24 protein-coding genes are annotated in these 24,025 nt (G+C 73.8%); 10 read left to right on the forward strand and 14 right to left on the reverse strand.

Going from position 1 to position 24,025, the window contains the following annotated elements; genetic code table 11:
• Positions 1-62 precede the first annotated feature (62 nt).
• Entirely contained in the window at positions 63-572 is a 510-nt protein-coding gene (locus SRB17_RS10540; protein WP_153537062.1) for a methylated-DNA--[protein]-cysteine S-methyltransferase, read from the reverse strand.
• 176 nt (positions 573-748) lie between these two features.
• Here SRB17_RS10540 and SRB17_RS10545 point away from each other — a divergent pair, with 176 nt between their 5' ends.
• From SRB17_RS10545 to SRB17_RS10555, 3 genes are all read left to right on the forward strand, one after another.
• Positions 749-988, forward strand: a complete 240-nt coding sequence (locus SRB17_RS10545; protein WP_153537064.1) for a hypothetical protein — start codon at positions 749-751, stop codon at positions 986-988.
• A gap of 3 nt (positions 989-991) precedes the next feature.
• The gene (locus SRB17_RS10550; protein ID WP_153537066.1) at positions 992-1,369 is read left to right on the forward strand and encodes a toxin Doc; all 378 of its coding nucleotides are present in this window, start codon (positions 992-994) and stop codon (positions 1,367-1,369) included.
• A gap of 489 nt (positions 1,370-1,858) precedes the next feature.
• Positions 1,859-3,571: an RICIN domain-containing protein gene (locus SRB17_RS10555; RefSeq protein WP_323375262.1), complete on the forward strand. Its 1,713-nt coding sequence runs from the start codon at positions 1,859-1,861 to the stop codon at positions 3,569-3,571.
• Between the two features lie 116 nt (positions 3,572-3,687).
• On the opposite strand, the gene SRB17_RS10560 is transcribed toward SRB17_RS10555, so the two are convergent.
• The 4 genes from SRB17_RS10560 to SRB17_RS10575 all read right to left on the reverse strand — a co-directional run bounded on the left by SRB17_RS10560 (position 3,688) and on the right by SRB17_RS10575 (position 7,935).
• Positions 3,688-4,857 carry a lactate 2-monooxygenase gene (locus SRB17_RS10560; RefSeq protein WP_153538192.1) on the reverse strand — a complete coding sequence of 390 codons (1,170 nt, stop codon included), beginning with the start codon at positions 4,855-4,857 and terminating at the stop codon, positions 3,688-3,690.
• Positions 4,858-4,942: 85 nt separating this feature from the next.
• Positions 4,943-5,614, reverse strand: coding sequence for a cyclase family protein (locus SRB17_RS10565; protein ID WP_153537070.1), 672 nt, complete (start codon positions 5,612-5,614; stop codon positions 4,943-4,945).
• On the reverse strand, positions 5,611-7,215 hold the full coding sequence (locus SRB17_RS10570) for a purine-cytosine permease family protein (protein WP_323375263.1): 1,605 nt from the start codon (positions 7,213-7,215) through the stop codon (positions 5,611-5,613). The genes SRB17_RS10565 and SRB17_RS10570 overlap by 4 nt, the downstream gene beginning before the upstream one ends.
• 156 nt (positions 7,216-7,371) lie before the next feature.
• Entirely contained in the window at positions 7,372-7,935 is a 564-nt protein-coding gene (locus SRB17_RS10575; protein WP_153537074.1) for a hypothetical protein, read from the reverse strand.
• Between the two features lie 335 nt (positions 7,936-8,270).
• Here SRB17_RS10575 and SRB17_RS10580 point away from each other — a divergent pair, with 335 nt between their 5' ends.
• Positions 8,271-8,705 (forward strand): protease inhibitor, encoded by a 435-nt coding sequence (locus SRB17_RS10580; protein ID WP_153537076.1) that lies wholly within the window; start codon positions 8,271-8,273, stop codon positions 8,703-8,705.
• 200 nt (positions 8,706-8,905) lie between these two features.
• On the opposite strand, the gene SRB17_RS10585 is transcribed toward SRB17_RS10580, so the two are convergent.
• The 6 genes from SRB17_RS10585 to SRB17_RS10605 all read right to left on the reverse strand — a co-directional run bounded on the left by SRB17_RS10585 (position 8,906) and on the right by SRB17_RS10605 (position 13,599).
• Positions 8,906-9,115, reverse strand: coding sequence for a CDGSH iron-sulfur domain-containing protein (locus SRB17_RS10585; protein ID WP_323375264.1), 210 nt, complete (start codon positions 9,113-9,115; stop codon positions 8,906-8,908).
• A complete protein-coding gene (locus SRB17_RS10590; RefSeq protein ID WP_153537078.1) occupies positions 9,096-9,770 on the reverse strand; it encodes a HemK2/MTQ2 family protein methyltransferase in 675 nt (224 codons plus the stop codon). The genes SRB17_RS10585 and SRB17_RS10590 overlap by 20 nt, the downstream gene beginning before the upstream one ends.
• Positions 9,771-10,784 (reverse strand): iron-containing redox enzyme family protein, encoded by a 1,014-nt coding sequence (locus SRB17_RS10595; RefSeq protein WP_153537080.1) that lies wholly within the window; start codon positions 10,782-10,784, stop codon positions 9,771-9,773.
• 484 nt (positions 10,785-11,268) lie between these two features.
• Positions 11,269-11,445, reverse strand: a complete 177-nt coding sequence (locus tag SRB17_RS45345; RefSeq protein WP_194293964.1) for a hypothetical protein — start codon at positions 11,443-11,445, stop codon at positions 11,269-11,271.
• Between the two features lie 57 nt (positions 11,446-11,502).
• Positions 11,503-12,000 carry a methyltransferase family protein gene (locus tag SRB17_RS10600; RefSeq protein WP_153537082.1) on the reverse strand — a complete coding sequence of 166 codons (498 nt, stop codon included), beginning with the start codon at positions 11,998-12,000 and terminating at the stop codon, positions 11,503-11,505.
• Positions 12,001-12,090: 90 nt separating this feature from the next.
• The gene (locus SRB17_RS10605; protein ID WP_153537084.1) at positions 12,091-13,599 is read right to left on the reverse strand and encodes an MFS transporter; all 1,509 of its coding nucleotides are present in this window, start codon (positions 13,597-13,599) and stop codon (positions 12,091-12,093) included.
• A 169-nt stretch (positions 13,600-13,768) separates the two neighbouring features.
• Here SRB17_RS10605 and SRB17_RS10610 point away from each other — a divergent pair, with 169 nt between their 5' ends.
• Both SRB17_RS10610 and SRB17_RS10615 read left to right on the forward strand, forming a co-directional pair.
• Positions 13,769-14,089: an ArsR/SmtB family transcription factor gene (locus tag SRB17_RS10610; RefSeq protein ID WP_153537086.1), complete on the forward strand. Its 321-nt coding sequence runs from the start codon at positions 13,769-13,771 to the stop codon at positions 14,087-14,089.
• 28 nt (positions 14,090-14,117) lie between these two features.
• Positions 14,118-14,645, forward strand: coding sequence for an SRPBCC family protein (locus SRB17_RS10615; RefSeq protein WP_153537088.1), 528 nt, complete (start codon positions 14,118-14,120; stop codon positions 14,643-14,645).
• Positions 14,646-14,776: 131 nt separating this feature from the next.
• On the opposite strand, the gene SRB17_RS10620 is transcribed toward SRB17_RS10615, so the two are convergent.
• On the reverse strand, positions 14,777-14,977 hold the full coding sequence (locus SRB17_RS10620) for a hypothetical protein (RefSeq protein WP_153537090.1): 201 nt from the start codon (positions 14,975-14,977) through the stop codon (positions 14,777-14,779).
• A 464-nt stretch (positions 14,978-15,441) separates the two neighbouring features.
• Here SRB17_RS10620 and SRB17_RS10625 point away from each other — a divergent pair, with 464 nt between their 5' ends.
• From SRB17_RS10625 to SRB17_RS10635, 3 genes are read left to right on the forward strand one after another with little or no spacing between them, the layout of a single operon-like run.
• On the forward strand, positions 15,442-16,296 hold the full coding sequence (locus tag SRB17_RS10625; RefSeq protein WP_153538196.1) for an SDR family NAD(P)-dependent oxidoreductase: 855 nt from the start codon (positions 15,442-15,444) through the stop codon (positions 16,294-16,296).
• A gap of 9 nt (positions 16,297-16,305) precedes the next feature.
• Positions 16,306-17,247, forward strand: a complete 942-nt coding sequence (locus tag SRB17_RS10630) for a DMT family transporter (RefSeq protein WP_153537092.1) — start codon at positions 16,306-16,308, stop codon at positions 17,245-17,247.
• Positions 17,248-17,274: 27 nt separating this feature from the next.
• A complete protein-coding gene (locus SRB17_RS10635) occupies positions 17,275-18,012 on the forward strand; it encodes a polysaccharide deacetylase family protein (RefSeq protein WP_153537094.1) in 738 nt (245 codons plus the stop codon).
• Between the two features lie 1,028 nt (positions 18,013-19,040).
• Here the strand turns inward: SRB17_RS10635 and SRB17_RS10640 are convergent.
• The gene (locus SRB17_RS10640) at positions 19,041-20,087 is read right to left on the reverse strand and encodes an MGDG synthase family glycosyltransferase (RefSeq protein ID WP_153538199.1); all 1,047 of its coding nucleotides are present in this window, start codon (positions 20,085-20,087) and stop codon (positions 19,041-19,043) included.
• A gap of 254 nt (positions 20,088-20,341) precedes the next feature.
• Here SRB17_RS10640 and SRB17_RS10645 point away from each other — a divergent pair, with 254 nt between their 5' ends.
• A complete protein-coding gene (locus SRB17_RS10645; protein ID WP_323375265.1) occupies positions 20,342-21,172 on the forward strand; it encodes a ribonuclease BN in 831 nt (276 codons plus the stop codon).
• Positions 21,173-21,199: 27 nt separating this feature from the next.
• Here the strand turns inward: SRB17_RS10645 and SRB17_RS10650 are convergent, their stop codons facing one another.
• Positions 21,200-24,025, reverse strand: coding sequence for an NHLP bacteriocin export ABC transporter permease/ATPase subunit (locus SRB17_RS10650; RefSeq protein WP_153537096.1), 2,826 nt, complete (start codon positions 24,023-24,025; stop codon positions 21,200-21,202).

The raw sequence follows: 24,025 nt of genomic DNA on the forward strand, positions 1-24,025 counted from the left end.
CGAAGGGGCGCGGGGAACTGCGCGACCGGCCACGTCGAACCCGCGGACGACCACGGCCTCCTTCACACCAGGGCCGGCTGCAGCGCGCCCTCGTGCGTGAGCAGCCACAGCTTGCGCTCGACTCCGCCCGCGTACCCGCGCATCGAGCCGTCCGCGCCGATCACCCGGTGGCAGGGGCGGACGAGCAGGAGGGGGTTGGCGCCCAGCGCCCGGCCCACCGCGCGCAGGTCGGCGCGTGGCACGCCGAGCCGGGTGGCCAGCTCGCCGTACGTGGTGGTCGTGCCGTAGGGGATGTCCTCGAGGGCCTGCCACACCGCCCGCTGGAACGGGGTGCCGGTGGCGGCGAGGGGCAGCTCGAAACGGGTCCGGCGGCCCGCGAAGTACGCGTCCAGCTGCCGGTGCACCTCGGCGAACGGCCGGTCGTCGCGGTCCTCGGCGCGGATCGAGGGCGCGCCGCGCTGCCCCGGCATGCCGAGCGAGCCGAGTGTCAGGCCGGCCGGCGAGACCGCGCCGGTCAGCAGCAGGTCGCCCAGCGGGCTCGGGTGGACGGTGTGGACGGTACGTGTGGTCATGGCAGGGCTCCTCGGGTTCCGCTCTCGTCTTCTTCCCCGCTGCCGAGTCTGCTGCGTCGCACGCCCCCTGACCGGCGGGAATCGGACATGGCCCTCGAATCCCGCGGGTACCGGTGCGAAGGGCGTCTGACCTGGCAATATTTACGGTCGAGTACCCGAGCGGTACCGTGAGGGGCATGCCAGCTCTCAATGTGGAGTTCAGCGAACGGGAACTCGAGGACCTGCGGCAGATCGCCAAGGAGCGCGGTACGTCGATGAAGGCCCTCGTGCGCGAGGCCGCCGCTGCCGACATAGCCCGGCACCGGGCCCTGCAGGAGGGCGCCGCGGCCTTCCGGCAGTTCTTCGCCGCGCACGCCGAGGAGTTCGCCGCGGCCTTCCCCGACGACGAGTCCCCCGCGAAGGACGAGGCCGCCTGACGCATGTCCTCCGTCATCCACATCGACGTCCCCTGGCTGCTCCAGCGCCACGAGGAGGTCCTGCCCGACCAGCCCGCGGTCGACGACTTCTCCGCGCTGGTCGCCGCCGTCGCCCGGCACCGCGTGGATCCGCCCCGGCTCGGCGTGGACTCCGACCCCGCCTGGCGGGCCGCCGCCCTGCTGCACACCCTCGCCCTGCTCAAGCCGCTGCCCGCGGCCAACGCCCGCTTCGCCTGCGCGACCGCCGTGGCCTACATGTTCGTCAGCGGCGTCGGCATCGACCCGCCCTACGGCGCCCTCGTCGACCTCGCCCGCGATCTGATCTCCGGCAAGACCGACGTGTACGGCGCGGCCGACCGGCTGCGGTCCTGGCAGATCTGAGCCGCCCCCCGCGGGACCCGTCCCGGCCGACGGGGGAAGCCGCCGGGGCCGCCGGCCGGGCAGGGTTCGGCGGGGCCGCCGGCCGAGGGCGGGAGGAACGGGGCCGGCGGCCGGTTTCGCGCGGGAGAGCCCGCACGGGGCCTTTTCCGAGGAGGCCGGCCCCAGTGCACTACCGGGCTCCACACCCCGGAAGCGTGCGTGGGACCGCCGGTGTGTGCGCGTGGTTCACACGGGGCGCATGAAATACCGAAAGCCGCCGCGGGGGAGACCGGCAGAGGGCAGTATCTGACTTTCCTTCAAAACGGCCGATGTGTGCGGGTGCCTTGTTGCTCGTGTGGAAGTTGTGCAAGGGTTGAAACGACCGTGCGGGGGTAATATCCGGAGTTCTTCCGGCAGTTGTGCAACTTCACCGGCCGAGCGCCGGCCATTCCTTCCCCGCGCGTCGCAGAGCTACGTATCAACGCACGTCGCACCAAAGGAATCCGCTCAGTGCCCACCCCCCACCCCCCTCGTCCTCCCTATCCGCCGGGCGGCGACCCCGGGGAGTCCGACGAGTCGCTCGCCGGTCCGCTGCGGGCCGGTTCCGACGCGGAGGCCTCCCGGTCCGCCGCCCTGCTGATGGCCCGGCACTGGCAGCCGGCGCAGGACTACGCGGTCGTCTGCCTGGCCCTGACCGGGCCGCTCGCCCACATGGTCACCGCCACCGCCTTCCACCAGGTCCTCGGCCGGCTCGCGCTCGGCGAACCCGCGGAGGCCCTGCGGCCCCGACTGCTCGTGGCGGTCCGGGACACAGCCGTCAACTGGTCCGGCACCGACCGGATCACCGCCGTACTGCCCGGACTCGGGAAACCCGCCGGGGGCCGCGGTATGCGCGCCGCGAAGACCCTGATACCGGAAAACCGCGCCCTCTCCGACCGCTCATTTCACGCCCTTTCCCGGCTGGAGCAGGCACTGCTCTGGCACATCGAGGTCGAGGCCGAGCCGATGACCGTTCCCGCCGCACTGCTCGGCGTGGACATCGAGAGCGCGGCGGTCGCGCTGGAACAGGCGCGCGAGAAATTCCGGGAGGGCCTGGTACGCGCCCACCGGGAACTCGCGCCCGGCAAGGAATGCCGTTACTACAACCGTCTGCTCGACGTTCCGATCCGCCGCGGCGGCGCCCTGCTGCCCGACGTCCAGGAGCATCTGTCCGCCTGCTCCTACTGCCGGCACGCCGCCGAGCAACTGGGCCACGCCGATGCCGCGTCGGGGGTGCTGCTCGCCGAGGCCGTGCTCGGCTGGGGTGCCCGCCGCTACCTCGACTCGCGCCCCGGCCGCCGCCCCGGTACCGCCGGCACCCGCGGTGGCTCCCGGCGCTCCGGCGGACGCCGGCGCGGCGGCGGCAGCCCCGGTCTGCTCAGCCACGTCACCCTGCCGGGCACCCGGCGGCGCGCCGACGGCGAACCCGGGGCCCGGGTCCCCGTGTTCCGCGGCCGGCGGCACGGCGGCGAGCCCGGACCGCTCGCCCGGATCCGCGGCACCGCCTGGTCGTCCAGGACCCTGCTCACCGGAGTCGGCGTGGCCTCGGCCGGGCTGCTCGCGACCGTCTTCGCGATCAGCGTGTGGCCGGACGGCGGCGACGCCACCGGCCCGGTCGCCTCCACCAACGCGGTCCCCGGCAGCGCCGCCGGTCAGTCACCGCCCGCCGCCACCCCGCCCGGCACCGCGGGACTGCCCGCCGCCGGCCGCCCCGCCCGGCTGCGCAACGCCGCCGCCGGCCTGTGCCTGGACATCAACGGCACACCGAAGGCCGGTGCGGGCGCGGTCCTCGCCGTCTGTTCCTCGGCACCGACTCAGCAGTGGACGTACGAGACCGACGGGCGTGTGCGCAGCGCCGCCGCCTCGGGGCTGTGCCTGGACTCGCACGCCGACGCCGGAGTGGTGATCCTCGGCACCTGCGCGGACGCCGGCGCACCGCGGGGCGACGACGTGCGCTACGACCTCACCGTGCGGGGCGAGTTGCTGCCCCGCTGGGACCGGACGCTGGCCCTCGCCACCGCCGCGCCGAACGCGGGCGCCGACCTCGTCGTCAAGGTCCGCGACGGGTCGGCCGGGCAGCGCTGGGTGACCGACGGGGCGTCCGCGAGCCCGGGCTCCCTGTCCATCGCCGGCACGGGGGGTCCGTCGGCGCGGCCGGCGACGCCGGCGGAGCGGCGTACGTAGGGGGCCGACGGGTTCGTCGTCGCGCGGGTGCGCCGGGGCCGGTCGCGCAGTTCCCCGCGCCCCTCGGGAGGTGCAGCGCCGTCGGCTTCACGGCGCGCCGGCGCCCACAGGCATGGTCAGGTCGGGTTCTCGGTCAGGTCCGCCGGCGTCACCGTGCCCAGGCCCGCGTGCCCCGACAGGGCCAGTGTCAGGTCCAGTTCTGCCAGTACACAGCGGATGACGTGTTCCACGCCGGCCTGTCCGTCCAGCCCCAGCCCGTAGACGTACGGCCGGCCGAGGAGCACGGCGCGCGCGCCGAGGGCCAGCGCCTTGAACACGTCGTCGCCGGTGCGTACCCCGCTGTCGAACAGCACCGTCAGCCGGTCGCCGACCGCGTCCGCGACCCGGGGCAGCGCATCGGCAGCGGCGACCGAGCCGGCCACCTGCCGGCCGCCGTGGTTGGAGACCACCACTCCGTCCACGCCGGCGTCGGCGGCGAGCCGGGCGTCGTCCGGGTGCAGGATGCCCTTGAGCACGATCGGGCCGTCCCAGTGATCGCGCAGGAACGCAAGGTCCGGCCAGGTGTGGCCGGCGTCCCCGAACAGGCCGAGGAAGTGCAGCACCGCCGCGTTCGGGTCCTCGTGCACGGGCTTCGCGAGTCCCGCCCGGAACGCCGGGTCGGTGAAGTAGTTCGCGGTGCCCACCCCGTGCAGGAACGGCAGATACGCCTGGTCCAGGTCGCGCGGCCGCCAGGCCAGCAACGGGGTGTCCAGGGTGACCACGAGCACCGAGAACCCGGCGGCCTTCGCCCGGCCCAGGAAACTCCGCGTCACCTCACGGTCCTTGCCCCAGTACAGCTGGAACCACCGCTCGGCGTCCCCCATCGCCTCCGCCACCTGCTCCATCGGCGTGCTCGACGCCGAGGACAGGACGTACGGCACGCCCTGCGCGGCGGCGGCCCGGGCGGCGGCGCACTCGGCGTCCGGATGCATGATCGACAGCACGCCGACGGGCGCCAGGGCCAGCGGCGCCGGCAGCGGGCGGCCCAGCACCTCGACCGACAGATCGCGCTCGGCCACGTCGCGCAGCATGCGCGGCACGATCCGGCGCCGGGCGAGCGCGGCCCGGTTGGCGCGGGCCGTGCTGCCGTCGCCCGCGCTCCCCGCCACATACCCCACCGGGCCCGGACCGAGCCGGTGTTCGGCCAGTTCCTCCAGCCGGGTCAGATCGGTGGGAAGCCGGGGCACGGCACCCGTCATCCCGTTCAGATAGATCTCGTACTGGAAATCAGCCCAGTGCTTCGCCATCCGGTCGTTCCGCCTCTCGTCGTCGAGCATGCGCCGCGCCGACGATACTCGCGGGTAGCTGCGGCTCCGTCCAGCGGGGATCCCGTCAGCCCACCCGGGCCACCGCTCGCACCGGAGCGCCGTCCGCCTCGGGAAGCCGGAGCGGGAAGAGGAACACCTCCACCCGCTCCGTGCCCACCAGCCGGTCGAGTCCGGTGAGGTTCTCGGCGATCACCCCGCCCGCGCCGCACAACACCCGATGGGCCGGCAGGCCGAACTCCGCCTGCGGTGCGCCGGGCCGGGGCGTCGGGTCGACGCTGAGCGCGTCCACCGCCACGGTTCTGGCACCGGCCGCCACGACGGCCTCGGCGGCGTCGGGAGCCAGCCAGGGGTGGTCGAGATAGGTGTCGCATCCCCAGTGCGCCGACCAGCCCGTGACGAGCAGCAGCAGCGCGCCGGGCGCCGCCACAAGGGCGTCGAGCGCGGGGGCCAGCAGGCCGGGCGTGACGGGGGAGCGGGGTGCCAGTCCGCGGACGTCGGCCACGACCGCGGGACCGGCGAAGCGGTCCAGGGGCAGTTCGTCCAGGCGGGGCCAGGCGTCGTCGACGTGGTACGGCGCGTCGACATGGGTGCCGGACTGCGAACCCAGATGGAGGGCCAGGACGTTGACGCCGTCGACCGGGGCCCGTAGCGCCGGTGACACCGTGACCTCCGGGTCACCGGGGTACACGGGCATCCCGGAGACCACGGGCACCGACAGATCGACCCAGCCGCTCATCGGCCGCCCTCGGCCGCGACCGCGGTCGGCGCGTCGTCCGCCGGGGCATCCGGGGCGCCGGGGCCGGTGATCGGCGGTACCGGCACGTCGACGGTGCGCGCCAGGCGCGCGCCCTCGGGGCCGTACGCCGCCCGGGGCTCGGGGAACAGACGCAGCAGCGTCAGGAACAGGACGGCGGCCACCGCGAGCGACAGCGGCAGGCTGATGTCGACCCCGTTCGCCAGGTTCCCCAGCGGGCCGACGAACTGACCCGGGATGTTCGTGAACAGCACGCCGATCACCGCCGCCACCCACCAGGCTGTCATGCCGCGCCAGTTCCAGCCGTGCGCGAACCAGTAACGACCGCCGCGCTGGCGGCGGTTGAAGACCTGCAGCGCGTCGGGGTCGTACCAGCCGCGCCGGGTGACGAAGCCGAGCATCAGCACGACCATCCACGGCGTGGTGCAGGTGATGATCATCGTGGCGAACGTCGAGATGGATTGCACGAGGTCCAGGCCGAACCGGCCGATGAAGATGAACGCGATGGACAGCACGCCGACCAGCACTGTCGCCTGCACCCGGGACAGCCTCGGGAACACCGAGGAGAAGTCGAGACCGGTGCCGTACAGCGAGGTGGTGCCCGTCGACATGCCGCCGATCAGGGCGAGCAGACACACCGGCAGGAAGAACCAGCTCGGCGAGATCGCCAGCAGCCCGCCCACGAAGTCGGGCGCGGCCGGGTCGACGTACCTGGGCGCCTTCGTCGCGATGATGCTCGCCGTCGCCAGACCGAAGACGAACGGCAGCAAGGTCGCGATCTGGGAGAGGAACGCGGCGCCGACCACCGTGCGGCGCGGGGTGCCGGCCGGGATGTAGCGCGACCAGTCGCCGAGGAACGCGCCGAACGACACCGGGTTGGACAGCACGATCAGGGCCGCGCCGATGAACGACGGCCAGAACATCGAGTGCGTCGCCGCGTCCGCCGAGGCCGTGAACACACCGGCGTACGACGGGTCGAAGTCACCGGCGAAGGCGATCGCGCCGAGCAGGAACAGCACGGTCGCCGAGGTCACCGCGATCTTGTTGATGAACAGCATGAACCGGAAGCCGTAGACGCACACCGCGAGGACCAGCCCGGCGAACAGGGCGTAGGCGACGACGTACGACGGTGTGCCGCGCGTCAGGCCGAACAGCCGGTGCGCGCCGCCGACCAGGGCGTCGCCCGAGCTCCACACCGAGATGGAGAAGAACGCGACGGCCGTCAGCAGGGACAGGAACGAGCCGACCACCCGGCCGTGCACGCCCAGGTGGGCTGAGGAGGAGACGGCGTTGTTGGTGCCGTTCACCGGGCCGAACACGGCCATCGGGCACAGGATGAGCGCGCCCGCGACGACACCGAGGACGGTGGCGGCGAGCCCCTGCCAGAAGGACAGTCCGAACAGGATCGGGAAGGCGCCCAGGACGCAGGTGGAGAAGGTGTTGGCGCCGCCGAAGGCGACCCGGAACAGGTCCAGCGGGGTCGCGGTGCGGTCCGCGTCGGGGATGCGCTCGACGCCGTAGGGCTCGACCTCGGTGAGGGACGGCGGCGGCGCGGTGGGCGAGTCGGGGGACTGAGGGGTCACGGAGGGCTCCAGCGAGGGCGCGGCGACGGAGCGCTTGGTGGCGCGGCGGTGGCGGACGGCCGTCGGTGCCGCGGGGGTGTCGCGGCACGGGCGGCGGCCGTCCGGAGCGGTCCGCCGACGGTATGGCTCCGGCGCGGACGCCTGCCAGAGGACGATTCATCCATCCTCGCCGTCGTCGGTGGAGGAATCGTCAATCTCTCCGGTGTCGGGTCCCTGCGCCCGCACCCGTTGGACGTGTTCCAGTGACTCGCGCAGTTCGGTCAGCCAGTCCTCGGTGTGGCGCTGGACCAGGCGCACGCACCAGGCGAGGGCGTCACTGCGGCTGCGGGCGACGCCCGCGGCGATCAGGGTGTCCAGCACCTGGCGCTCCGGCTGGCGCAGCCGGGTCATGACCGGGGCGGCGACATGGGTGAACAGGGCGCGCTCCGGGCCGCACACCACGCCCCACGAGACCTTGCGGCGGAACAGGTGCTCGGCCTCCCGGGCCACCTCCATCCGGTTCTCGCGGGTGCGCTCCCGGAAGTCCTGGATCCGGGTGCGCAGGGCGGTCTCCCGCTCGGCGTCCGAGGCGCCCTCGGCGAGCCGGGGCTCGGGGACCCGTCCGATCACCGTGATCTCCTCGCGGTCGGCGGTGATCTCGACCACTTCCTCGAAGAGATCGTCCGGCAGACGGCCGGCGAACCAGCCGCGCAGCTTCTCTTTCTGCTCTTCTGTAATCATGTAATCAGCATTACGCGGTGGCCTCCATGAACGCAAGGAGTCGTGAAGGCGTCGTGAAAGCATTCACTCGCGGTGAACCCGGAATGTTTCAGGCCGATTAACGGGCCGGTGATTTTCGGCCATGCAACGGCTTTCTGTGATCAAGAACCGCTCAGTTACGCGGTCAGCGCCGTTCATTTCCGTAACTTCACGCCACTGCTTCAACACGCAAGGTTACTGAAAGCGATGGGTTCGATGTGTGTTTCGGCGGCGGACTCGGCAGAGTGGCGCTCGCCGCTCCGGTGCCGACCGGGCCGGAGCCGGCACCCGTCTATTCGAGCGGAAGGATGCACACAATGCGGAACACCGCGCGCTGGGCAGCGGCCCTCGGCCTCACGGCCGCCGCCGTTTGCGGACCCCTGACCGGGGCCGCCGTCGCTGCACCGGGCGCCGCCTCGTCGTCGCTCTACGCCCCCTCGGCGCTGGTCCTCACCACCGGCCACGGCAACGACGCGGCCACGGCCACCCCGGAGCGCGCCGTCACCCTGACCTGCGCCCCCACGGCCTCGGGCACCCACCCGGCAGCGGCCGCGGCCTGCGCCGAACTGAGCGGCGCCGGCGGCGACTTCGACGCCCTCAAACCCGCCGACGACGTGTGGTGCAACAAGCTGTACGACCCGGTCGTCGTCACCGTCCAGGGCGTCTGGCAGGGCAAGCGCGTCTCCTACGAGCGCACCTTCGGCAACACGTGCGTGCGGGACTCCGTCGGCGGCGGCGTCTTCGCCTTCTAGGACCGGGATCGCAGGCGGCTCCCGCATACGCCGGAACAGGTCCGCAACCGGGGAGTGCGGCCCCTGGAGCGGGGAACCTGCGATCTCGCACCGGAGCCGACGGGCGGAGTGGGGCCGCCCGCCGGCTTCCGGGCACACAGCCGCTCCCCGGGCGGGCCCGTGGGGGGCCTTTCCCGGGGAGCGGCGAAAAACAGCCCGTTTCAACCGCTGTCCCTGCTCTTGTGCCGGTGACTCGTGTCGCACCAGGGGTAGCGACGACTGCGTCGGCAGGTGCACAGAGCGACCAGGAAGCGGTCCGAGGACACCGTGGTGCCGTCCTCCAACTCGACCTCCACCGGCCCCTCCACGAGCAGCGGCCCCTGCCGCCGGACGGTGATGCGGCGGGCGCGGTCAGCGCGTTCGTTCGGCACGGACGACCACCAACTCCTCCTCCTGTGCGGCCGGCGCCAGCAGACCGCGCCGGCGCAGCCAGTCCTCCCGCGAGCGCAGCACCGGACCGAAAGGGATCCCGCGGCGCCGGACCACCGAGGCCTTCAGGCGTGCGGCGCGCAGCAGGCGCAGGGTGCGGTCGGGGTCGCTGAGCGTGGAGTGCACGATCAGCAGCACGCCTCCGGGGCGCAGCAGTACCGGCGCGTCCCGGCAGATCCGGTCCAGCAGCAGCCGGCCGTCCCGGCCCGCGTCCCAGGCCGGGGAACGACCGCGCCGCCCGCGTCCGGCGTCGGGTGCGGGAACGTACGGCGGGTTCGCGAGGATGAGGTCGTACGTGCGGCCCCTGACCGGTCCGAAGAGGTTGCCGCGCCGGATCCGCACCGGCAGCCGGGTCAGCCAGGCGTTCATCCGCGCGGTCCACACCGCCAGCCGGGACACGTCCACCGCCGTCACCTCGGCGCCGTACCGGGCCGCCTCCAGGGCCAGCACCCCGCTGCCGGTGCCGACGTCGAGGACCCGGGCGCCGGGTGGCACGGCCTCCTCGCGGAAGGACTCGGCGAGCAACTCCGTGTCGTCCTGCGGGGCGTAGACGCCCGGAAGCAGCACAGCGATCACACCGCGCGAGTACCCCGACATTCAGGATGTATGGGATATCTCCGGCGCCAGGGGCGTGCGCAGGGACGAGCGTCCGGCGCGCCAGTCGGCGAGCAGCCGCCGCGCCAGCCGGTCCTCCAGATGCTCGGTCGCATCGATCCCGAACGTCACGTCCGCCGCGAGTTCCGGCTCCTCGGCGAGCAGCCCGCCGATCACCTCGTGGCGTACGACCTGCTCGTGGACCGCGTCCGCCTCGACATGCTCGTCGTAGAAGAACTCCGCCGCGCGGCCGGCGCCGGTGCGGCGCATGGCCTCGGCGAGCCGGCGGGAACCCGGCGAGGAGGTGATCTCCACGTCGGCGAAGTGGCCCACCAGCGCGCCGCGCAGTTCGCGGTGGAGGCCGAACAGGGACATCAGGTTCACGACCGCGAGCATCTCCGCGCAGGCCGCGTCCAGGTAGCGGCCGTAGGCGCTGTCCAGGCCCAGGTCCGTCATCAGCGCGGCGAACAGGCGCGCGTGGATGCGGTCGGCCCGGCCGCCGCCGAACTCGTCGAACTCCACCGCCGCCATCCCCGCCTTGGCCCTGCCCCACAGCCGCGGCAGCACCCAGGCGTGCGGGTCGGCCTCCTTCAGGTGGTACAGGGAGCGCTGGGCGGCGTACTCCCGCAGCTGCCACAACTCGCCCTCGGCACAGAGGAAATGGGTGACTCCGCCGCCCTCGACCGGTTCGACCAGCAGTGCGGCGAGCGCGTCGTCGAGACCGTCGTGGCCCGGCGTGTCGGCGCGCAGCACGGCCAGGAAACGGTGCTCCAGCTCGGCGCGGACACGCAGCAGATCCGGATCCCACTCGCACTCCGCGCCGACCTCGGCGAAGCCCCGGTAGTGCAGCTCGTAGCAGAGGTACAGGGCGAGTTGCGCGTCGTCGCCCCAGGGATCCGCCTTCCCGGCATCGGCGGGACGGGGGAGGGGCCCCGCCCCGCACAGCCACTCCCCGACCGCGGCGGAGAGAGGCCCTCGCGGCGGGGGCAACCGGGGCCCGCGCTCATGGCTGTCCATGGGAGCCGGGTACCCAGGGGCCGGGGGTACGGCTGGTCGAGCCGCCTCGGGAAGGTCGCCGGCGGTGGCTGGGGCTGGGGATGGCCGGGGGTGGGTGGCTGCTCGGCTCGGGGAAGGGGCAGTGGCGGTTGACGGGCCCCGGGAGGGTACGGCTGGTCGAGCGGCTCCGGGAAGGGCGCCGGTGGTGGCTGGGGCTGGGGATGGGTGGCGGTGGCCGCTCGGCTGGGGATGGCCCCGGCGGTCGCGCGGCTCAGGGAAGGCCACCGGTGTGGCTCCGCCCTTGGAGCGCAGGAGTGGTCGCCGTGCCTGGAGCGCACGAGCAGCCGCCGTGCCCGGAACCCGCGAGTGGGCAACACTGGCCCCGCCCTTGGGCCGCATGCGCAGTTGCCACGCCTGGAACGCCCGAGTGGGTGGCACCGGTGACACCTCTGGAGCGCAGGCGGACGTCACCCGGAGAGCACGGCTGGTCCCGCGTCCGGTCTCCTCAGTCCTCTTCGGCCTGCTCCTGTGCCTCGGTGTTCGGCGTGACGGCGTCTCCGGCCTCGCCGCCGGCCTTGTCCTCGTCGCGCTTCTCGGCCTCCTCGACCTCCCGGAGCACTTCCTCCAGGGCGGTGTCGAACTGTTCCTTGCGGTCCTTCTCGTCTTCTTCCTCGCCGGACATGGCCTCTCCTTCCGCCGCCGTACCCCTGATCAGCTGAGTTACCCGCCGGGGGGCGTCTCAAGCACCCTGCCAGGGAGTGCGCCGGGGCCGCCAGGCCGGCACCGCCCGCCGGTAGTGCTCGTACTCGGCACCGAACCGGCGCACCAGGCCCGGCTCCTCGTACCAGCGCACGAACGCCCAGGTCAGCACCCAGGCTCCGGCGGCGTAACCGAAGAGGACCGGCCGGGCGAGCAGCAGGCCCTGTCCGAGGAGTACGGCCACCACCGCGACGTAGATCGGATTGCGCACGTACCGGTAGGGGCCGCTCACCACCAGCCGCGCGGGCGGCGCGACCGGCGCCGGGGTGCCGAGCCCCTCCAGGGCGAACCGGGTGAACGCCTCCAGGATGACGACGGCACCGGCCGCCAGGGGCAGCAGCCCGAGCAGCCGCAGCGGCAGCCACCAGTGGCCGGTCCGCCAGCCGCCGGTCAGCCACCACGGCAGCAGTACGGCCGCGCTGCCAGAGACGAGGACGAGGAACAGGGCGCTGCCGAGCGCCGCCGACGCCTTGCGCATACCCCCACCATGACAGGGCGAGGGGCCGCCGTCTCCCTGCTGACGGCGGCCCCTCGGGCTCTGTGGTGCCAGGCGGTCACCTCGTGGTCGTCACATGTGGACGACCGGTGCGGCTCCCGCGTCCTGCCGCGGCACGCCGCGCCGGTAGAGCGCGAAGGCGAGCAGCGCGCCGGCGGCGAAGAAGCCCGCGGACCACCAGAAGGCGGTCGTGTAGCTCTCGATCGTCGCCTGGGCCTGGACGAGCCTGCTGGTGGCGTCCCGGCCGGAGAGGTAGTCGGTGGCGGCGCTCGCGGCGAGGGTGTTCAGCAGGGCCGTGCCGATCGAACCGCCCACCTGCTGCATGGCATTGACGGTGGCGGAGGCCACGCCCGCGTCCTCGGCCGCGACCCCGCCGGTGGCCAGCTGCATGGCCGGCGGCATGACCAGACCGAGGCCCACGCCGATCACGATCAGCTGGGGCAGCACCGCGCTCAGGTAGTGCGAGCCGAGGCCGATGCCGGTCAGCCACGCCATGCCGGCCGTGGCGACCGCGAAGCCCAGCGGGATGACCGCCTTCGGGCCGAGCCGGGGCACCAGGACCGTGGTGCCCACCTGCGCGGTCACCATCAGCGCGCCGACCATCGGCAGGAACGCCACACCGGTCTTCGTCGGGCTGAAGCCCAGGTTGAGCTGCAGGTAGTAGGTCAGGAACAGGAACACCCCGAACATGCCGGCGCCGGTGATCAGCACCGCGACGAAGGAGGCCGCGCGGTCGCGGTCGAGCAGGATGCGCAGTGGCAGCAGCGGGTGCGGGGCCCGCGTCTGCCACCCGGCGAAGGCCGCCAGCAGCACACCGCCCGCGATCAGGAAGCCCCAGGTCAGCGGCGAACCCCAGTGGTGGGTCTCCGCGTTGGAGAAGCCGTAGACGAGGGAGAACAGACCGGCGGCCACCAGGACCGTGCCCGGCACGTCCAGCTTGGCGTTCGCCGCGTCGCGGTGGTTGCCGAGCAGGATCCAGCCGCCCGCGAAGGCGACGACCGCGATGGCCACGTTCACGTAGAGGGTCCAGCGCCAGTCGAGCGCGTCGGTCAGCACGCCGCCGAGCAGCAGGCCCACGGCGCCGCCGGCGCCGGCGATCGCGCCGTAGACGCTGAAGGCGCGGGCCCGTTCCCGGGCGTCGGTGAACGTGGTGTTGAGCAGGGACAGCGCGGCGGGCGCGAGCAGCGCGCCGAAGGCGCCCTGCAGGGCGCGGGCGACGACCAGCATGGTGAAGCCGTTCGCGGCGCCGCCGAGCGCGGAGGCCGCGGCGAAGCCGACGACGCCGACGAGGAAGGCGGGCTTGCGGCCGAACAGGTCGGCGATCCGGCCGCCGAGGAGCAGCAAGGAGGCGAAGGCGAGGGCGTACGCCGTGACGATCCACTGCCGGTTGCCGTCGGAGAAGCCGAGGTCGGTCTGGGCGGACGGCAGGGCGATGTTCACGATCGTGGCGTCGAGAACGACCATCAGCTGGGCGAGGGCGATGACCGCGAGGATCCACCACCGCTTCGGCGAGGCCGAGCTCCCGTGCTCGATCGCTGCGGCTCCTGCTCGGGAGCCTTCGGCCAGGGTCTTCTGGGGCATACGGAACCACTCCAGGGCAAGTCGTTCGGGTACGGGAGAGCGATCAGCTCGTAAACGAAACTGTTTCGTACACCTGGAGCCTAGGGCACGCCTAGCGAAACGGCAACGTTTTCTTGTGGCATCTTGCATTCCTTGACAGGAATATAACTGGTGAGGCATATTAGGGCTCATGTCCGACGCAGCGCTCTGGTCCGCTCTTGCCGACCCACACCGGCGGGCCATCGTCGCGCTCCTGCTGGAGCGCCCCCGGCCCGTCGGGGAGATCGTCGAGGCCTGCGGACTGAGCCAGCCGAGCACCTCCAAGCATCTGAAGGTGCTCCGGGACGCGGGACTGGTCCGGGTCCGGCAGGATGCGCAGCGCCGTGTCTACGCCCTCGACCCGGCACCGATCGCCGCCCTCGACGCCTGGCTCGAGCCCTACCGCCGGCTGTGGAACCGCAGCCTGGACGCCCTGGGCCGGCGACTCGACGAGACGTCGGACGACACCTGACACCCCCACACCGAAGGACTGAGGCACCATGCCCGTCGACCTCACCGGCACCTATCTGACCCTGGACGACGGCCGCCCCGCCGTCCGGTTCAGCCGCACCTACGACCACCCGGTGGACCGCGTGTGGCACTTCGTCACCGATCCCGACGAACTGGCCCAGTGGTTCCCCTCCCGCGCCGAGATCGAGCTGCGTCCCGGGGGCACCATCCGCTTCAGCGGCGACCCGAACATGCCCGAGTCCACCGGCCGGGTACTCGCCGTCGACCCGCCCACTCACCTGTCCTTCGCGTGGGGCGGCGACGAACTCCACTTCGACCTCGAAGCCGTCGGCGAGCGGCGCACCCGGTTCACGCTCACCGACGTCCTCGGCGAGGCCGACACCGCCGCCCGCAACGGCGCCGGCTGGGAGGTCTGCCTCGCCGCCCTCGACGCCAGGGCGCGCGGCGAGCGCTTCCAGGGCGCGCACGCCGGGGTCAGCGCGCCCTGGAAGGAGTTCTACGACGCCTACACCGGCGCCGGTGTGCCCTCCGGCGCGCCCGTACCGGGCCTGGACTGACCGGCCGCGCCGGTCAGCGCGCGACCACCCGGGTCAGCGCCGTGGCGGCGCGCCGGGCCCGGCGGGGCACACCCGTGCGCCCAGATGGCCGTCCGGGCGCACCAGGAACGCGGTGCTTCCGGCGCTCGCGTTCAGGCGCGGAACTTCCCCCGCCCGTCCCTGAGTACCGGCAGCGGCACACCACCGGGGCCGACCCCGTCCGGCAGCACGCAGGAGCAGGTCAGTTGGCCGCGGGCCGACCGGGCCGCCGTCTGAGCGAGTTCCGCGAAGCCCCGCGTGCCGGAGGCGGAGTGGGCGCACAGCAGCAGGATGCGGTCGCGTTCGCGCAGCACGTCGGACAGGCAGTGCCGCGTCGAGCGCCGCGCGGCCGCGCCCGTCCGCTCCCCGACCTAGAAGGTCCGCGGCCGGCTGCCGACCGCCTGGGCGTACGGCAGCCGGCCGATCAGCAGGCAGCCACACCCCGTCTGCGCGGTGCGAGAGCGGCCGTCGGACCGACCGGACCCGCCCCCGCGACCAGTGCTCCTCGGTGTGCGTCATGTCCTTCTCCCGTCGGCCGGCCCGGCGTACGGGCGTGGCGTCGGCCCTGTGCCGCCGGCCCGCCGCCTCGCCCCAGAAACCCATGGTCGTCCGCGACGCACCACCCGGCGACCCGGGCGCCGTGCGTACACCGGCGGCACGCGTTCGGCGGGGCTCCGCCGTGCGCGGTGTTTCAGTGTGTGGCGCCCTGGATACACCGCGAAGGTTCGGCCCCGGAGTTCGCGAGCCCGTGCCCACACGTCGCAGTGAGGTCGTCACCATGTCCCACGCCCCGCCCCCCGCAGGACCGTCGAAACGCGCCGGGCCGGTCGCGACCTCCGTCCCGGCCGCGGGCTCCGTCCTCGGATCCGCCGGAGACCCGGCCGGCCGGGGCGGCACGGCCCTGGTGACGGGTGCCTCCTCGGGCATCGGCGCCGTCGTCGCCCGCCGGCTCGCCGCCGAGGGCGGCTGGCGGCTGGTGCTGAACGGACGGGACGCAACCCGCCTGGAGCAGGTGGCCGCCCCGCTCGACGCCCTGGCCGTGCCCGCGGACCTGACCCGGCCGGGCGCCGACCATCTGCTCACCGATCTGGTCCTGGACCACGTGGGCCGCCTCGACCTGCTGGTGGCGTGCGCCGGCGTGGGCTGGGCGGGTGACTTCACCGGCATGCCGCACGCGCGCATCGACGAGATCGTCGGCGTCGACCTGCTGGCCACCCTGCACCTCGTGCGCGCCCTGCTGCCCCACATGGTCGCGGCAGGCTCCGGACGCATCGTGCTCGTCGGGTCCGTCGCGGGCAGCGTCGGCGTGCGCGGCGAGGCCGTGTACTCCGCGGCGAAGGCCGCCCTCGCCGCCTTCGCCGACGCCCTGCGCTACGAGCTGCGGCGCACCGGGGTGGGCGTGACCCTGGTGATCCCCGGCGCGGTCGACACGCCGTTCTTCGAGCGCCGGGGCGCCCCGTACACGAGGGCATGGCCGCGCCCGGTGCCGGCCGAGCGGGTGGCGGACGCCGTCCGGGACGCCGTCCGGCACGGCCGGGACGAGGTGTACGTCCCCGGCTGGCTGCGGTATCCCGCCCAGCTGCGCGGCGTCGCGCCCGGGCTCTACCGGTGGCTCGCCGCCCGATTCGGGTGACCGGTCACGATGGCCGTCACGGTGCTGCTCGCCCTGCTCGCGGCGCTGACCAACGCGTCCGCGTCCGTGCTGCAGCGCCGGGCCGCCATACAGGAGCGGTCGGAGGACGGCGAGGACGGCGAGGACGACGGAGCCGGCGGGGCGGGGTCGGCCGTGCGCCGGCTCGCCCGGCTGCTGCGGCGCCCGTACTGGCTCGCGGGCGCCGCGCTGCTCGGGGTCTCGGGTCTGCTGCAGGCAGGGGCGCTGGCCGTGGGCAGCCTGTCCCTCGTCCAGCCGCTGCTCGCCACCGAGCTGCTGTTCACTCTGCTGGTGGGTGGTGTCGTCTTCCGGCGCCGCCCCGGCCTGTGGACCTGGCTGGCCTTCGTCGCCCTCGCCGCCGGGCTGGCCGTGTTCCTGCTGGCGGCCGCCCCTGGCGCGGGCCGGCCGACCGCGCCGCCCCGGGCGTGGCTGCTGGGCGGCGGCGGGGCGCTCGGCCTGGTCGTGCTCCTCGTGGCCGCCGCCCGCCCGACGAGGGGCGCGCTACGGGCCGCGTTGTTCGGCCTCGCCTCCGCCGTGTGCTTCGCCGCCACCGCCGCGCTGCTCAAGGAGGCCGTGGGGCGGCTCGGGCAGGGGCCCGCGGCGATGTTCACCCACTGGTCGCCGTACGCCACGGCCGGCGCCGGACTCGTCGCGTTCCTGCTGCTGCAGAGCGCGCTGGGCGCCGGATCGCTCACGGCCTCCCAGCCCGCCCTCACCCTCGGCGACGCGCTCACCAGCGTCGTCCTCGGCTGGGTGCTGTTCGCGGAGGCGATCCACCTCGGGTGGCGGATGCTGCCGGAGGCGCTCGGCGTCGCGCTGATCGGGGCGGGCAGCATCGGACTGGCCCGGGTGCCGACCGTCGGACGGGAGTGGGACGCGCGGTCGCGGAACGGGAAGGAGACCGGAGGGCGTCTGCATCGGACGCGCCGGTGAGGCCACGTATGGGAAGGCGGATGAGCGATGTCCCTCCTGTCCGGCCGTCCGTGGCGGGCCGCGGCGGTCCTGCTACCGGCCGCCGTCGCCGCCGCGCACATCGGGCCGGCGGCCACCTGGCTTCCAGGGGTGCGGCTGCTGTTGTTCCCGCGGCTCTCCGGCAGCGGCCGCCGCCGGCATGTCGCGCTGACCTTCGACGACGGCCCGGACCCGGAGTCCACGCCACGCTTCCTCGACGTGCTGGACGACCTCGGGGTGCGGGCGACGTTCTTCGTGCTCGGCGAGAGCGTGGTGCGCCATCCCGCGCTGGTCCGTGAGACCGCCCGGCGCGGACACGAACTGGCCGTGCACGGCTGGACGCACGACCGTCCCTGGCGCCCCGCGCCCGCCCGGGACGCGGAGCAGGTCGCCCGGACCGCCCGCGCGCTGCACGACATCAGCGGCCACCGGGCGCAGTGGTACCGGCCGCCGTACGGCATCCTCACCTCCGGACGCTGGCTGGCCGCACGCCGGGCAGGGCTGCGGCCGGTGCTGTGGTCGGCGTGGGGCAGGGACTGGACGGCCGAGGCCACCCCGGCGTCGGTGCGGGCCCTGGTCGCGGCGGACCTTCGCGGCGGCGGCACCGTCCTGCTGCACGACTCCGACCGCCTCGCGGCCCCCGGCTGCTGGCGCGCAGCTCTCGGCGCGCTGCCGGCCCTGGTGACCGACTGTCACGAAGCCGGCCTCACGGTCGGCCCCTTGCGAGACCACGGAACGCGCCGCTGACCAGGCCGACCACCGACCCAGCACGCCGCTGAACCGGCCGACCGGCCACCCGTTGCGCCGGATCCTGGGTTGCGGCTTCTGGGTGGCGGTCGGGCCGGGTCGGCGGTGACAGGGACGGCCGGGCGCGGCGGTTGAGCGAAGGCCGGGGAGCCGCTGGAGCACGGATTCCGGGCCCCTGGGCACACCTGCACGGGTGCGAGCGGCTGCCCGTTGCGCCGGGTTCGGGGGTGCGGCTTCTGGGTGGCGGCGTCGGGCCGGTCGGCGGTGATACGTGGGGCCGGAGGCGGGGGCCGAGAGAAAAGGCAGGGGAGCTGCCGGAGCGCGGAGTTCCGCGCTGCTGGGCACGGGCGCGAGCGGCTGCCCGTTGCGCCGGGTTCGGGGGTGCGGCTTCTGGGTGGCGGCGTCGGGCCGGTCGGCGGTGATACGTGGGGCCGGAGGCGGGGGCCGAGAGAAAAGGCAGGGGAGCTGCCGGAGCGCGGAGTTCCGCGCTGCTGGGCACGGGCGCGAGCGGCTGCCCGTTGCGCCGGGTTCGGGGGTGCGGCTTCTGGGTGGCGGCGTCGGGCCGGTCGGCGGTGATACGTGGGGCCGGAGGCGGGGGCCGAGAGAAAAGGCAGGGGAGCTGCCGGAGCGCGGAGTTCCGCGCTGCTGGGCACGGGTGCGAGCGGCGGCCCGTTGCGCGTGGCCGTCGTCGTCGGCGTCCTTGACGCACCTCGCGGAAGCGCAGGGACTCAGGTCGGCCGACGCGCCAGGCCGGTGCCCAGCTGTCGGTGGTGTCACTCGGCCTCGTCACGACCCGGGCGACAGATCGGGCCGGTGTCCAGTTGTCCGGCCGTGCCTCTCGGTCCTGTCGCGACTCGGGTGAGGTGCCGGGTCGGTGTCCAGTTGTCGGTGGTGTCTTGGGGTCCTGTCGCGACCCGGGTGACGCGTCGGGTCGGTGTCCAGTTGCCGGCCGTGTCTCGCGGTCCCGTCACAAGCCGGGCGAGGCGTCGGGTCGGTTGCCCAGTTGGCGGCCGTGTCTCTCGGTCCCGTCACAAGCCGGCCACGTACGCCATCGGATCGGTCCGGAACAGCGCACGCCCCCGGGCTGCCCGGTCCGTGCGCTCGCGGCCGTGTTCCGTGAGCCTGCCGAGAGCCGTCAGCAACGCGGGGCCGTCCGGGGCGAGTTCCGACACGCCGAGGTCGGCCATCCGGCGGACCCCGTCCACCCCGTGGCCGGGCAGCGGCAGGTACCCGATCACGGGCAGCCCGGCGGCCAGGGCCTGTACGGCGGTCTGGCCGGCCGCGTTGTCCACCAGGGCGTACGCGGCGGCCAGCAGCCCGGGCATGTCGTCCACCCAGTCCAGGGCGAGCACCCCGGGCACCCGGGCCACCCGCGCCCGCAGCCGCGCGTTGCGCCCGCACAGCACCACAGGGAGACAGCCGGCCCGTGTCAGCAGCCGGGCGGTGGCGTCCGGGCGGTGCGCCGCACCCCAGGCGCCCGCGGAGAGCAGGACCGCCGGCCGGCCGGGAGCCTGTTCGGCGAACCGCTCCCGCCACCGCGCCGCCCCGGGCGCCGGTGCCCGGAACCCGGGCGCGACCGCCGGGCCGGTCGTCACGGCGGGCGTGCCCAGGGCCCGGCGCACCTCGGCCGCCGCCCCGTCCGTGAGACACAGGTAATGGTCGTTGCCGGGATGCAGCCACTGCCGGTGCACGGCGAAGTCGACGAGGAACACGGCGCTCGGCACCCGCAGCCGTCCCCGGGCCCGGAGATGACCGGTGAGCTGGGCGGCCAGATGGAACACGGACACCACCACATCGGCGTCCAGCCGCTCCACGAGCTCCGTCAGCCCGTCGGCGGCGAGCCGGGCCAGCGGCACCCCGCTGGGGCGCGGCCCCCTGCCACCGCGCAGGAACGCGCCGTACACGCCGGCGTACGCCCACGGGAAGTACCGTACGGCGGCCTGGTAGGAGCGGCGCAGCCCGCCACCCAGGCCGTACGGCAGCAGGCCCAGCACGTCGGCCACATGCGGCTCGTGTCCGCAGGCCGCGGCCCGGCGCGCCAGTTCGGCGGCCACGGTGTCGTGACCCGCGCCCATGCTCGCGCTCAGGATCAGCGGTCGCCGCCGGCCGCCCGGCGGGTCCGGCGGTGTGGCGGGCGGCGTGGAGGGCACCTCGGCAGGAGTACGCACGGGGTCCGATTCTCCGGTGGGCGCCCCCGCAAACCGGTCACCCCGCCGCCGTGTCGCCGGAGTGCGCACCCACGACACGGCGTGCACGCGAGTTGCCCCGAGCCCGCCGGGGTGGATGAATCGGCTCAGGACAGCGTGTGGGCGCGAGCACGGGAGGAGCCGTGAAGCGGTGGCGGCGCGGCCTGCACCGCGCGTGGGAGTGGCTCAGGGCCGGGGTCCTGCTCGAACGCGGCCGCGAGCTGGAACTGATGCACCGAGCCATGGGGTTCGCCACCCTGGCGCTGGTGACGCTGGCACCCCTGCTGATCGTGGTCGCCGCCGCAGATCCCCTGGTGCGGGGCGGTTTCGCTTCCTGGCTGACCGACGGCATGGGCCTGTCCGGCCGGTCCGCCCATGTGATCACCGACGTCATCAGCCCGCCGCGCAGCGTCATCGGCACGACCAGCGTCTGGGGTGGTGTCCTGCTGGCCGTCTTCGGCGTGTCCTTCGCCGGCAGCGTGCAGAACGCCTACGAACGGATCTGGGGCGTGCCCCCCGGCCCCTGGCACCGGGTCTGGCGGCAGGCCACCTGGCTGGTGGTGCTCACCGGCTACCTCTACCAGGAGGTGGCGAGCAAGGACGCGCTGCACGGGGGCCAGCGGATCGCGCTGTCCGCGCTGAGCGGCGTGCTCTTCTTCTGGTGGGGGCAGCGCTTCCTGCTGGGCGGCCAGGTCGCCTGGCGCACCCTGCTGCCGGGCGCGCTCGCCACCGTCGTCGGCCTGGCCGGCCTGCGGGCCTTCTCCTACCTCGTCTTCACCCCGCTCATCGTCACCAACGCGCTCAGCTACGGCGCCGTCGGCACCGTCCTGGTGGTCGAGTCCTGGCTGATCGGCGTCGGGTTCGTCATCTACGGCGGCGCCCTGTTCGGCCGCTGGTTCACCGAGCACCACTGGACGCCGCACCACGACGACCGGGGAGAGAAGGGCCTGGAACCGCGCCGGGGGAAGTACTGAACGCTCCCCGGCCGGCCGCGGCGGACGTCACGTCAGCTGGCGACGCACCAGCTCGTGCAGCCGGCCCGTGGTGTCGGCGAGCAGCTCGGCCGGAGTGCCCTGCTGGACGACCTTGCCGTCCTCCATCACGATCACCCGGTCGGCGTCCAGGACCGTCGACAGCCGGTGCGCGATGACGACCCGGGTGGCGTTCAGCTTGCGGGTGCTGTCGATCACGATGCGCTGGGTGTCGTTGTCCAGGGCGCTGGTGGCCTCGTCGAAGAACAGGATGCGCGGGCGCCGGATCAGGGCCTGCGCGATCATCAGCCGCTGCCGCTGGCCGCCGGAGATCGCCCCGTTGCCCGCCACGATCGTGTGCAGGCCCATCGGCATCCGCTTGATGTCCTCCGCGAGCCCCGCCATCTCGGCCGCCGCCATCGCCTCCTCCGGCGTGTACGGCTCGGCGCCGCAGATGACGTCCAGGAGGGAACCGGTGAACGGCTGCGCGTGCTGGAGCACCACCCCGCACTGGCGGCGCACGGCCGACTGGTCCAGTGCCGCGAGGTCCTGGCCGTCGTACAGGACGCTGCCGGAGACCGGCTTGTCGAAGCCGATCAGCAGCCGCAGCAGGGTGGACTTGCCGCAGCCGCTCGGGCCCACGACCGCCACGAACTCGCCCGGCCGGACGGCGAAGGACACGTCGTCCAGGACCAGCGGGCCGTCGTCGGCGTACCGGAAGGACAGCCGGCGGGCCTCGATCGCGCCGGACAGCGGCCCCGGCCGGGTGCTCGACGTGCGCACCTCGGGGGTCGCCTCGAACACCGGCTTGATCTCCTCGAACAGCGGCAGCGCGGCCACCGCCGAAACGAAGGAGCCGGTCAGCTGGGTGACCGAGGTCAGCACCATGGTCACCGAGGTGTTGAAGGTCAGGAAGTCCGCCGCCGACATCGCGCCCTTCGCCGGGCCCGCCAGCAGCATGAACATCAGCAGGGTGCACACCGGCAGGTAGATACCGCCGAGCACCGTGGTGAGGTTCTTGATCCGGCCGACCTTCTGCTGCAGTTCCCGGCTGCGCGCGAACTCCCGCGCCCAGGCCGCGTACGCGTAGTTCTCGGCCGCCGCCACCCGCAGCTTGGGCAGGCCGCGCAGGGTCTGGAAGGCCCGGTTGTTCAGCTTGTTGCCGAGCACCGTCAGCTTCCGCTGCCAGCGCACCTGCCACAGCCCCAGCCCCAGGAACACGGCCCCGATGACGACGAGCATGCCGAGCGCCGCCAGGGCCATCGACGGGCTGTACCAGAACAACAGGCCCAGGTTCATCGCGCCGACCGTCACCGACTGAGCCACCACCGGGCCGACGCCCGCCAGCAGCCGGCGGATCGCGCTGATGCCCATGGCCGCGCTGGCGAGTTCACCGGTGGAGCGCTGGGTGAAGAAACGGGTGGGCAGGCGCAGCAGCCGGTCCCAGACGGCGGGCTGGAGCGCCGCCTCGATCCGGCCCTCCAGGCGCAGGATGGACAGGTTCTCCAGCAGCGTGAACGCCGCCGCGACCACCCCGCTCACCATCACGGCCAGGCACACCTGGACGATCAGGCCCTCCTGCGCCCTCGGCACGAACTCGCCGAGCACCTTGCCCGTCGCGACCGGCACCAGCGCGCCGATCGCCACCGTCACCAGCCCGGCCAGCAGCAGACCGAGCAGATCGCCGCGGGTGCCCTGCAGGCTGAACCGCAGCAGACCGAACGGGGAGAGCCCCTTGTCGGGCAGCGGCCGGTAGAACATCACCGCGCGCGGCTCGAACTCCTCCGCGTTCGCCTTCTCGATCGGCGTCTCGCGTCCGGTGCCGGGGTGCACGGCCACATAGCCGCCGCGCCGCCACAGCAGAGCGACCGGCGCCCCCGACAGCGCCCGGTGCCCGACCAGCGGGCCCACGTTCTCCCGCCACCAGCGCCCCTGCAGCCGTACGGCCCGGACCCGCACCCGGGAGGCGAGCGCCACCCGTTCGACCGGGTCGAGGCGCTCGCTCTCGGTGCCGCTCTGCGCGGGCTCGGCGAGCTTGATCCCGGCCGCCTCGGCGACCAGCTTGCAGGCGGCGTAGCCGGCGTCGGCGTCCGCGGCCGTCGCCCGGCGGTCCGAGCGCTTGCCGATGGACGCCAGCAGAGTCTGGTCGGCCTGGGCGCGCACCGCCTCACCGGCCTTGATCCCGGCGGCCGTACGGGTCTCGTGGGTCCGCTCCAGCTGCTCGATCCACCGGTCCAGCGCGGTCAGCAGCCGGTACTGCTGGTCGACCATCGACTGCCACAGCGCCGGGTCCATCAGCAGGTCGGCGGCGGCCTCCGCACCGTACAGCGAGCCGTACTGGACGCTGCCCGGCGGCACCTGCATCCAGAACACGTCGTCGTCGGAGGGCGTGGCGGTCCGCTCCTCCGCCATCGGCGCCTGGAACAGGACGGACAGGCCACGGCCGACGCCGAGCGCGACCGCGTACTCCAGCGGGCTGGTGGCGGGCGGCACGTACTGGGGGTTGCCGTACTCGTCGTACGACCAGGTCTGGGTGTTCGCCGGCTGGTACAGCTCGCGCAGGCTGATCCGGTGCACCACGCAGTCCCGGACCGGGCGGGCCACCAGGGTGTGCTGGGGGCCGGCGACCGGGCCGAGCAGCAGCGTGCCCGGCTCCAGCCGGCCCAGGTGGTGCCAGTGGCCCTGCTGGACGGCGTCCACCGCGAACAGATCCAGGGCGCCGGCCGCGACCAGCCACAGCACCTGCGGGCCTTCCAGGTCCAGACGGTTGAAGCCGGCGCAGTCCATGCGCGTGCCCAGCGAGCCGAGCGCGCCGATGACGAGGTCGCCTCCGTACCCTTCCTGAACAGTCGTCAT

Origin of the sequence: Streptomyces sp. RB17 (assembly GCF_009604455.1) — a bacterium.
Taxonomy (GTDB): domain Bacteria; phylum Actinomycetota; class Actinomycetes; order Streptomycetales; family Streptomycetaceae; genus Streptomyces.

What these genes read in the sequence shown, in the direction of transcription:
- SRB17_RS10540 (WP_153537062.1), bottom strand. Translation starts at nt 572, where the DNA reads ATGACCACACGTACCGTCCACACCGTCCACCCGAGCCCGCTGGGCGAC.
- SRB17_RS10545 (WP_153537064.1), top strand. Translation starts at nt 749, where the DNA reads ATGCCAGCTCTCAATGTGGAGTTCAGCGAACGGGAACTCGAGGACCTG.
- SRB17_RS10550 (WP_153537066.1), top strand. Translation starts at nt 992, where the DNA reads ATGTCCTCCGTCATCCACATCGACGTCCCCTGGCTGCTCCAGCGCCAC.
- SRB17_RS10560 (WP_153538192.1), bottom strand. Translation starts at nt 4,857, where the DNA reads ATGGCGAAGCACTGGGCTGATTTCCAGTACGAGATCTATCTGAACGGG.
- SRB17_RS10565 (WP_153537070.1), bottom strand. Translation starts at nt 5,614, where the DNA reads ATGAGCGGCTGGGTCGATCTGTCGGTGCCCGTGGTCTCCGGGATGCCC.
- SRB17_RS10575 (WP_153537074.1), bottom strand. Translation starts at nt 7,935, where the DNA reads ATGATTACAGAAGAGCAGAAAGAGAAGCTGCGCGGCTGGTTCGCCGGC.
- SRB17_RS10580 (WP_153537076.1), top strand. Translation starts at nt 8,271, where the DNA reads ATGCGGAACACCGCGCGCTGGGCAGCGGCCCTCGGCCTCACGGCCGCC.
- SRB17_RS10590 (WP_153537078.1), bottom strand. Translation starts at nt 9,770, where the DNA reads ATGTCGGGGTACTCGCGCGGTGTGATCGCTGTGCTGCTTCCGGGCGTC.
- SRB17_RS10595 (WP_153537080.1), bottom strand. Translation starts at nt 10,784, where the DNA reads ATGGACAGCCATGAGCGCGGGCCCCGGTTGCCCCCGCCGCGAGGGCCT.
- SRB17_RS45345 (WP_194293964.1), bottom strand. Translation starts at nt 11,445, where the DNA reads ATGTCCGGCGAGGAAGAAGACGAGAAGGACCGCAAGGAACAGTTCGAC.
- SRB17_RS10600 (WP_153537082.1), bottom strand. Translation starts at nt 12,000, where the DNA reads ATGCGCAAGGCGTCGGCGGCGCTCGGCAGCGCCCTGTTCCTCGTCCTC.
- SRB17_RS10605 (WP_153537084.1), bottom strand. Translation starts at nt 13,599, where the DNA reads ATGCCCCAGAAGACCCTGGCCGAAGGCTCCCGAGCAGGAGCCGCAGCG.
- SRB17_RS10610 (WP_153537086.1), top strand. Translation starts at nt 13,769, where the DNA reads ATGTCCGACGCAGCGCTCTGGTCCGCTCTTGCCGACCCACACCGGCGG.
- SRB17_RS10615 (WP_153537088.1), top strand. Translation starts at nt 14,118, where the DNA reads ATGCCCGTCGACCTCACCGGCACCTATCTGACCCTGGACGACGGCCGC.
- SRB17_RS10625 (WP_153538196.1), top strand. Translation starts at nt 15,442, where the DNA reads ATGTCCCACGCCCCGCCCCCCGCAGGACCGTCGAAACGCGCCGGGCCG.
- SRB17_RS10630 (WP_153537092.1), top strand. Translation starts at nt 16,306, where the DNA reads ATGGCCGTCACGGTGCTGCTCGCCCTGCTCGCGGCGCTGACCAACGCG.
- SRB17_RS10635 (WP_153537094.1), top strand. Translation starts at nt 17,275, where the DNA reads ATGTCCCTCCTGTCCGGCCGTCCGTGGCGGGCCGCGGCGGTCCTGCTA.
- SRB17_RS10640 (WP_153538199.1), bottom strand. Translation starts at nt 20,087, where the DNA reads ATGGGCGCGGGTCACGACACCGTGGCCGCCGAACTGGCGCGCCGGGCC.
- SRB17_RS10650 (WP_153537096.1), bottom strand. Translation starts at nt 24,025, where the DNA reads ATGACGACTGTTCAGGAAGGGTACGGAGGCGACCTCGTCATCGGCGCG.